Below are 6,959 nucleotides of genomic sequence, written 5' to 3'. Positions count from 1 at the left end.
GCTGGAGCGCTACCGACAAGTTCACGGTGGTGCTGGAGAGCGCCGGACTCAATGCCACCGAGCTCAGCGCCTACTGCCGCGAGCGGGGGCTGTTTCCTGAGCAGGTGAGCCGTTGGCGGCAGGCAGCCCAGGATGCCAACGCCAAACCAGTGCTGGGCCGCGTCCCTTCGCGTGGTGTAAATCCCGAGGCCCGATTGCCCTGATCTGAGGGTGAACAGGGGTGAATGACGGGCTGTCATTCGCGAGGCGCATATGCACCTCGTTGTTTCACGATGAATCCAGACGATTGACTTGTCAAGTCTTTCGCCTGGATTGCCGATCGGTTGTGGCCTACGCTTGCAATCTTGGCCGTGACGTCCGCAGTGCCGGCCCCCGGGCGGTGATCGCCGCCGCTGCTTCCTGGATGGATGGCTGCGCAGGCAGCTCCTCCAGCGAGGGGATGGCGGCCATGCTCTCGGCCGAGAACATGCGGCGGCCCTCGAGCTGCCAGTGCTCGTCCTGCTCCAGCAGCACAGCCCCCACCAAGCGGGTGATCGAGGCGTCATTCGGGAAGATGCCAACCACTCGGGTGCGGCGTTTGATCTCCTCATTGAGGCGCTCGAGCAGGTTGGTGCTCCAGGCCTTTTTCCAGTGTTGAGGCGGGAAGTGACGGAAGGCGAGCACGTCTTCCCGGGCGTGCAGCATGAGCTCAGCAGCCTTGGGGAAGCGCTCCACCAGTGAGCTGGCCAGATCGGCCCAGCGGGCCTCGATCTCGGCAACCTTCTCCTGAGCGAACACCGAGCGCAGTGCCGCGGTGACCATGCCCTGGTGCACCTTGGGAACCCGCTGCAGCAGGTTTCTGGCGAAATGGACCCTGCAGCGCTGCCAGCAGCAGCCCTGCAGCATCCGCCGGATCGCGTTGGTGAGGCCCACGTGGGCGTCGCTGATCACCAGCTACCAGCTTGACCCCAGAGAGGCCGCGCTCCTTGAGCGAGCCAATGAACTCGCTCCAGAAGCTCTCGGTTTCGCTGTCGCCCGTCTGGATCCCGAGCAGCTCGCGGCGACCATCGGCATTGACGCCCATGGCCACCACCACAGCCCGAGAGCAGACCTGCATGGCCTTGCCCAACCGGCCGTGGAGGTAGGTGGCATCCAGATACAGGTAGGCGTAGCCGGACTCCTGGAGCGGGCGGCTAAGAGTTTGCGGAAAAACCGACTAAGCAGCCGCGTTTTCCCATCTCCGAGCTGATATCTCTGTGATTTCGTCAGATGAGGTCGTTTCAAGCGCTCAGACAGCCCGATTTCGCCGCATTTGGGCTGTTTTGGCGGCCCGACTGCCGCCGTTTGAGCACACCTTTGGGCAACTGGCGGCTCATGCCCTTGCCATGGTGGGCCTGAGCAAGTTGCCCAGTCGGATCAGGTTGTAGGCGATCACGTGCAGACCGAATACGGCGCTCACGTTTTCCTGGCCGCGCAGTTTGAACTGGCGCAGCCCGCCGAACGCCTTGATCCAGCCAAATACCTTCTCGATGCCGCGGCGGGCATTGATCGACTTGGCGTAGCCCACGTGGCGGGTGGTGCGGGCATCGATCGCTGAGCCACCGCTGCGGGCGGTGTTCTGCGCCACGTGGGGCGTCACGCCCAGCCGCCGCATCTCGGCCACGAACCCTTTCGTGTCGTCGTTCTTGTCGGCGCCGATGGTCTTCTGGTGAGCACCGGCACTGTCTGCTGCCATCTCCTGGGCGGCATCCCGCTCACCGGTGCCCGTGGCCTTTGTGACGCGGCAATCGACGATCAGGTCGTGGCGGTTCTCCATGAGCACATGGCCGCGGTAGCACAGCTGCGCTGGATGGGCTTTGGATTTCCGGGCCAGCAGAGCGTCGGGATCCGTGCTGGAGCGGTGGGTCTCGTTGCTGAGCTTGATGCCGCGAAAGTCACCCTTGGCCCGCTTCCTTCCCCCCTTGGGGGCACCGAATCCCTCGCCAGGACCTGTGGGCGGAGGCGGAGGATCCTCCTGACCATCAATCCGCTTCAAGGAGGCGTATGACGCCCAGGCCTGCAACAGCGTGCCGTCCACGGAGAAGTGGTCATCGCTGAACAGCGGTTTGACCTCGGGAGCTCCCATCAGCTTCTCGAGGAACTTGCCCATGACGTCCTCGTTGAGGAGGCGCTCGCGGTTCTTGGTGAAGGTGGTGGGATGCCAGATCGGATCGTCAGGGCTCAGGCCGACAAACCAGCGAAACAGCAGGTTGTAGTGGAGATGCTCCAGCAGCAGCCTCTCGGAGCGGATCCCATAGAACGCCTGCAGCAGCGTGGCCAGCAGCAGTTGCTCCGGTGGAACCGATGGTCGTCCCTCTGAGGCGTACAGCGCGCAGAAGGTGGGATTGAGCCGATCAAGAGCCTGGTCCGCCAACTTGCGGATCCGCCGTAGCGGATGGCTGGTGGGGATCCGCTCCTCGATCGAGACGTAGGAGAACAGGGAGCCGCTGCGCTCCTGTTGGCCTCGCATCACTACTGGTGCAGTTGCCCCATTTTCGCAGAGCTGGCCGAGTTTTTCAGCGAACTCTTAAGGAACGCCTGCACCTGCACGTCGATGTCGGCGCAGATCCGGCTCACCTGGGATTTGGAGATGCCGCTCTGGACTCCCAGGGCGGCCACCAGGGCATCGACCTTGCGGGTTGAGATGCCGCCGACGTACGCCTCCATCACCACGCCGTAGAGGGCCTGATCCACGCGTCGCCGGGGCTCAAGGATCGAGGGCAGGTAGCTGCCGGAGCGCAGTTTGGGGATCCGCAGTTCGATGTCACCGACCTGCGTGGTGAGCAGGCGGGGGCGGTAGCCATTGCGGTAGCCGAGGCGGTCGTCGCTGCGCTCGTGGCGCTCCGCGCCGAGCACGGCGGCAACCTCCAGCTCGATCAGCTGCTGCAGGCCATGGCGCACCAGCTCCGGGATCAGCTCACCGGCGCTGCTCCCATCGAGTAGCGGTGCCAGGGCAGAGGCGTCAGAATGCTTTGAGGGCATGTTCGTCTGGTTGAGGTAGGACTCAAACCAGGGTCACGGGCCTGCCCACCCCAGGGCCGACTGAAAGTCAGGCACAAGGGTCGTTGTGCGGCCAATCTTGCTCTGGTTGTGTCGGGGCTGCTCTCGTCCCTTGGCCCAGCCTGCTGCCACTGCTGATCTGATCGCTTTCCTGCAATCCCTTCCAGAAGGCCGCAAGCGCCGAGGGGTGCGTTACCCCCAATGGCTGCTGTTGCTGATGGCCATCCTCGGGATCCTGAGCGGCTGCCGCAGCGCACGTGATCTGGAGCGTTTTGCCAAGCGGCACCGCCAGGCGTTCAGTACCGCGCTGGGCCTGGAGCTGCAGAACGCCCCCCCTGCGATTCGACCTTCCTATACCTGCTTGAGAGGGTCGAGCTGGAGCAGCTGTTCTCGTTGCTCAAGGGCTGGATGCTGGCCCAGAACGCAGATCAGGACAAGGAGTTTGATCAACTTATTTGTGATGGAAAGACGCTGCGGGGCTCTGCCAGCCAGAGCGATGGAGCCGATGGTGCCACGCGATTTGTTACCCAGGTCACGCTCTACACCAGGGAGCTGGGCGTGGCGATCGCCCAGACCTCCTTTGATACCGGCGAGTCCCACGAGCGTGCTGCCCTCAAAGCGCTACTGAGCAGCCTGGAGCTCGACGGCGTTCTGATCCAGGCCGATGCGCTGCATACCTCGCCTGCGTTTTTCAGCTCGCCGCCGAGCAGGGCGCCGACTTGCTCCTGACCGTCAAACGCAACCAAAGCAACCTGCACCGCCAGATCGTCGCTCAGTTCCGCGGTCACCGGCACTTCCCAGTGGAGATCAGTGATTTCGAGAAGAGCCCTGGCCGCCAGGTGCGCTGGCAGCTCAGGGCCCGCAATGCCACAGACGCCATCCGTGAACGCTGGGTAGGTGCCAGCTGGATCATCGAGCTGGTGAGCAGTGGGCTGCGCGACGGCAAGCCGTTCAGACACGTCCATCTGTTCATCACGACCCTACGCACCAGCCCAAAGGGGCTGCTGCGTCTGATCCGCCAGCGCTGGGCGATCGAGAACGAGTGGCACTGGCCACGGGACACCCAGCTCGGCGAAGACGCTCACCGCTACACCGAGCGCAATGGCGTCCAGGTGCTGGCCCTACTGCGCACCCTGGCTCTCAATCTGCTGCGCAACAACGGATTTCAGTCAATTAGAGCCGGCTTGATGGCCGTAGCCCACGACATCAGCCTCATGCTCAGCTGGATGGGGATCACCTCAGTTGAGGCGAGCTGAATTGACTTTCAGTCAGCCCTGCTGCCAACCCCTTGCAACGCCAGCGGCTGAGCCGGGTCGCTGTGGTGCGCGCTCAACCCCGGCTACGCCGGGGTTGAGGCCTCAGGGAATTTCCACCACTGCAGGGGACGCAAGCTTCGGCATCTCCAACCGTGAGTGTCTACGTCTTGGGGTGCCCGTTCTTGCCCATGCGGTAGGCGGCATCCACTCCACCATGCCCGATGGCGGCTGCGGCCAGCTGTTCGCCCCCCATCCCAAGCCGGATGTGGTGGCCGACTGGATTGCGTCCCACCTCAACCCCTATGAAAACTACATTGGCTGGCGCGCCGCCCTGGCACTTCGCTCGCGCGAATTCACTTGGGAGGCGGCGCTGGAGAGACTGGAGGAGATTATTGGCTATCCTTAACCCATCCCAAGCAGCGTTGGGTGAGATGACCTGTTCGTGCTCGGTACCCTTCAACCGGTTCAGTCTGTGATCGCCCCAGTGCGGGCAAGAGTGCTGAGCGGAGAGAAAATGTTGACATCCCACGGCCTGGCCTGAGCATGAGCCTGCTTGTTGCCCTCCATCGCATTGGGCCTTATCACCACGCCCGCTTTCAGTACGCAGCGCAAGAGCAGAAGCTGCACGTGCTGGAAACCCGGCCCCAGTCACAGGAATACCCCTGGGCCTTTACTCCTGGGAGTGCCTACGCCATCCATCGCCTCGGCGGCCATCTCAACCCGGAAGCTGACCCCCCCATTGGGGACCTAGATCGCCAATTGGTTGCCGTACTTGCCAAGGCGCGCCCCCGGGTGGTGGTAAGCGTCGGCTGGGCCGACCCTGCCTATCAGCGGCTATTGCTGATCTGCCACCGACAGCGCATTCCCATGGTGATCGTGAGCGACAGCCGCGAGCGTGATGAGCCTCGCTCCGCCGTGAAGGAATGGATGAAGCAGCAACTGCTGCGCGGCTATTCCGCCGCTGTTGTGGCCGGCACTGAAAGCCGTGCCTACCTCGAGCAGCTGGGCTTTTTTCCAGAAGCAATCACACAACCCTGGGATGTAGTGGACAATCAGCTCTTTTCCAGTGCCGCAGCAGCAGCAGCAGCAGACGGCTCGAAGTCAGATCCAGAGGAGTTCCTTTGCGTGAGCCGGTTCATAGCTAAGAAAAATCACCTAGGCCTACTGCGCGCTTACAGCCTCTATCAGCACGCTGGCGGTCGTTGGAACCTACGGCTGGTGGGTTCACGGGCAGAGGAAGCGGCGATCCAGGCAGGGATCTATGAACTTCCTGAACCAGAACGGGTGAGTCTTGAGCCATTTCGGCAACTCAACGCCCTCACCGATGTGTATGGGAGAGCCAGCGCCTTCGTGCTGGCCAGCAGCTCCGACCAGTGGGGCCTTGTGGTGAATGAGGCCATGGCTGCCGGATTGCCGGTCCTGGTGAGTTCAGCCTGTGGCTGCACTGTTGATCTGATCGACCACGGCAGCACCGGCTTCTGCTTTGATCCCCTTGATCCCAGGACCCTGGCCCAGTTGATGCACCGGATTGAAGCCCAATCAGCCCAGGAGCGTTTCACAATGGTTGTGGCGGCGAGGCGGCGGCTGGAAAGCTTCAGCCTCGCCAGTTTTTCCCAGGCACTGCAGGACGCTGCTGTCTATGCATCAGCGAATCCTGCATTCTCATGGCGATCAAGATGCATCGCTAAGCTCCTTTCCCATAGGCTTCCATGAACCGGATCAATGGCAAGACAAAAACGTTCACGATCTATCTGCAAGATTCTTCTCATATTAGCTGGTATCAGCGAGGCAATTGCACGCTTTGGCGTGGGCCTGGGCACTCCCCCATTGTCGATTGTTGATCCGGAAATCGAATACATGTTTCGCCCTGGTCAAGAGCTAAGTCGATTTCATCATCGATTCGCCATCAATGCATATGGCATGCGCAGTGATGGCATGGAAGCCGAGCCTGTACATGGCGTTCGACGGATCCTTGTATTCGGTGACTCAGTAATCAACGGAGGCGCTCAAATCCCTCAAGACTCGATTCCCACTGAAGTGATGAAGCAAAGACTACGGTCACAGGGGAAGCGGGTTGAGATTGGTAATGTCAGTGCTGGAAGCTGGGGTCCTGGCAATTGGCGTGCCTGGGCCGAACGCTACGGATTTATGGGGGCCAGTGATGTGGTGGTGGTTGCTTCCAGTCACGACGCATGCGACAATCCAAAGTATACTTCTTTGAATCCGCTGACACAACCCACGGAGAATCCACGACTGGCACTTGAAGAACTGCTTTTTCGTTATATTTTGCCCCATCTCCAGTCACGAATAGGCCTGGATCGATCAACTTCGATGCACACAAGCACCGCCTCTATGGTTTCAGTTCCAGCATGTGAAAATATCTCGTCACCTGAAACACGCCAAGGGTTGGCTGACCTCCGAGCATTGCTTACGTCAGCCAAAGCCTCAGGAGCACGCGTCAAGCTTATGCTTCATCAAGAGCGTGACGAGCTAACAAGAGGTAAGCCCTATGAGCAACACAATCAACTGGCACTTTTAGCTCAGCAGCCCCCGGGTTCAGGAAAGATGTCACCCCTTTGATCCTTCCATCCGGGGGCTTGAGGACATGACCAATGCGCGGATACAGCGAGGCCGTCAAGGCTGATGTGAGGAGGCGGATGAGCCCGCCGCACAGGCAGAGCGTGG

The 6,959-nt window shown here is 61.3% G+C and carries 8 protein-coding genes and 3 pseudogenes; 7 read left to right on the top strand and 4 right to left on the bottom strand.

The window, feature by feature from the left end:
* The coding region (locus KBY67_RS14530; RefSeq protein WP_255111801.1) for a hypothetical protein at positions 1 to 203 on the top strand (203 nt) is incomplete at its 5' end.
* A gap of 127 nt (positions 204 to 330) precedes the next feature.
* On the opposite strand, the gene KBY67_RS14525 is transcribed toward KBY67_RS14530, so the two are convergent.
* From KBY67_RS14525 to KBY67_RS14510, 4 genes and pseudogenes are all read right to left on the bottom strand, one after another.
* Positions 331 to 930, bottom strand: a complete 600-nt coding sequence (locus KBY67_RS14525; protein ID WP_255111800.1) for a transposase — start codon at positions 928 to 930, stop codon at positions 331 to 333.
* 70 nt (positions 931 to 1,000) lie between these two features.
* Positions 1,001 to 1,135, bottom strand: a pseudogene (locus KBY67_RS14520) (transposase); the annotation flags it as partial.
* Positions 1,136 to 1,351: 216 nt separating this feature from the next.
* Complete coding sequence (locus KBY67_RS14515) at positions 1,352 to 2,488, bottom strand: IS5 family transposase (protein ID WP_255111799.1); 1,137 nt, start codon at positions 2,486 to 2,488, stop codon at positions 1,352 to 1,354.
* Between the two features lie 47 nt (positions 2,489 to 2,535).
* Positions 2,536 to 3,000 (bottom strand): annotated as a pseudogene (locus KBY67_RS14510) (transposase); the annotation flags it as partial.
* Between the two features lie 85 nt (positions 3,001 to 3,085).
* On the opposite strand from KBY67_RS14510, the pseudogene KBY67_RS14990 reads away from it, so the two are divergent.
* The 6 genes and pseudogenes from KBY67_RS14990 to KBY67_RS14485 form a co-directional block, all read left to right on the top strand.
* Positions 3,086 to 3,343: pseudogene (locus KBY67_RS14990) on the top strand (transposase family protein); the annotation flags it as partial.
* A gap of 68 nt (positions 3,344 to 3,411) precedes the next feature.
* Positions 3,412 to 3,747, top strand: a complete 336-nt coding sequence (locus KBY67_RS14505; RefSeq protein ID WP_255111796.1) for a hypothetical protein — start codon at positions 3,412 to 3,414, stop codon at positions 3,745 to 3,747.
* Positions 3,738 to 4,274 (top strand): ISAs1 family transposase, encoded by a 537-nt coding sequence (locus KBY67_RS14500; RefSeq protein ID WP_255111795.1) that lies wholly within the window; start codon positions 3,738 to 3,740, stop codon positions 4,272 to 4,274. Before KBY67_RS14505 ends, KBY67_RS14500 begins: the two co-directional genes overlap by 10 nt.
* Positions 4,275 to 4,446: 172 nt before the next feature.
* Entirely contained in the window at positions 4,447 to 4,680 is a 234-nt protein-coding gene (locus KBY67_RS14495) for a glycosyltransferase (protein WP_255111794.1), read from the top strand.
* 137 nt (positions 4,681 to 4,817) lie between these two features.
* On the top strand, positions 4,818 to 5,987 hold the full coding sequence (locus KBY67_RS14490; protein WP_255111793.1) for a glycosyltransferase family 4 protein: 1,170 nt from the start codon (positions 4,818 to 4,820) through the stop codon (positions 5,985 to 5,987).
* Between the two features lie 114 nt (positions 5,988 to 6,101).
* Positions 6,102 to 6,854 carry a hypothetical protein gene (locus tag KBY67_RS14485; RefSeq protein WP_255111792.1) on the top strand — a complete coding sequence of 251 codons (753 nt, stop codon included), beginning with the start codon at positions 6,102 to 6,104 and terminating at the stop codon, positions 6,852 to 6,854.
* Positions 6,855 to 6,959: the final 105 nt, after the last annotated feature.

This window comes from Synechococcus sp. RedBA-s, assembly GCF_024345495.1.
In the GTDB taxonomy this organism is placed as follows: Bacteria; Cyanobacteriota; Cyanobacteriia; order PCC-6307; family Cyanobiaceae; genus Regnicoccus_A.
This window is presented reverse-complemented; position numbering and strand designations above follow the sequence as displayed.

Coding starts and splice junctions, on each gene's coding strand:
- KBY67_RS14515 (WP_255111799.1), bottom strand. CDS start 2,488: ATGCGAGGCCAACAGGAGCGCAGCGGCTCCCTGTTCTCCTACGTCTCG.
- KBY67_RS14490 (WP_255111793.1), top strand. CDS start 4,818: ATGAGCCTGCTTGTTGCCCTCCATCGCATTGGGCCTTATCACCACGCC.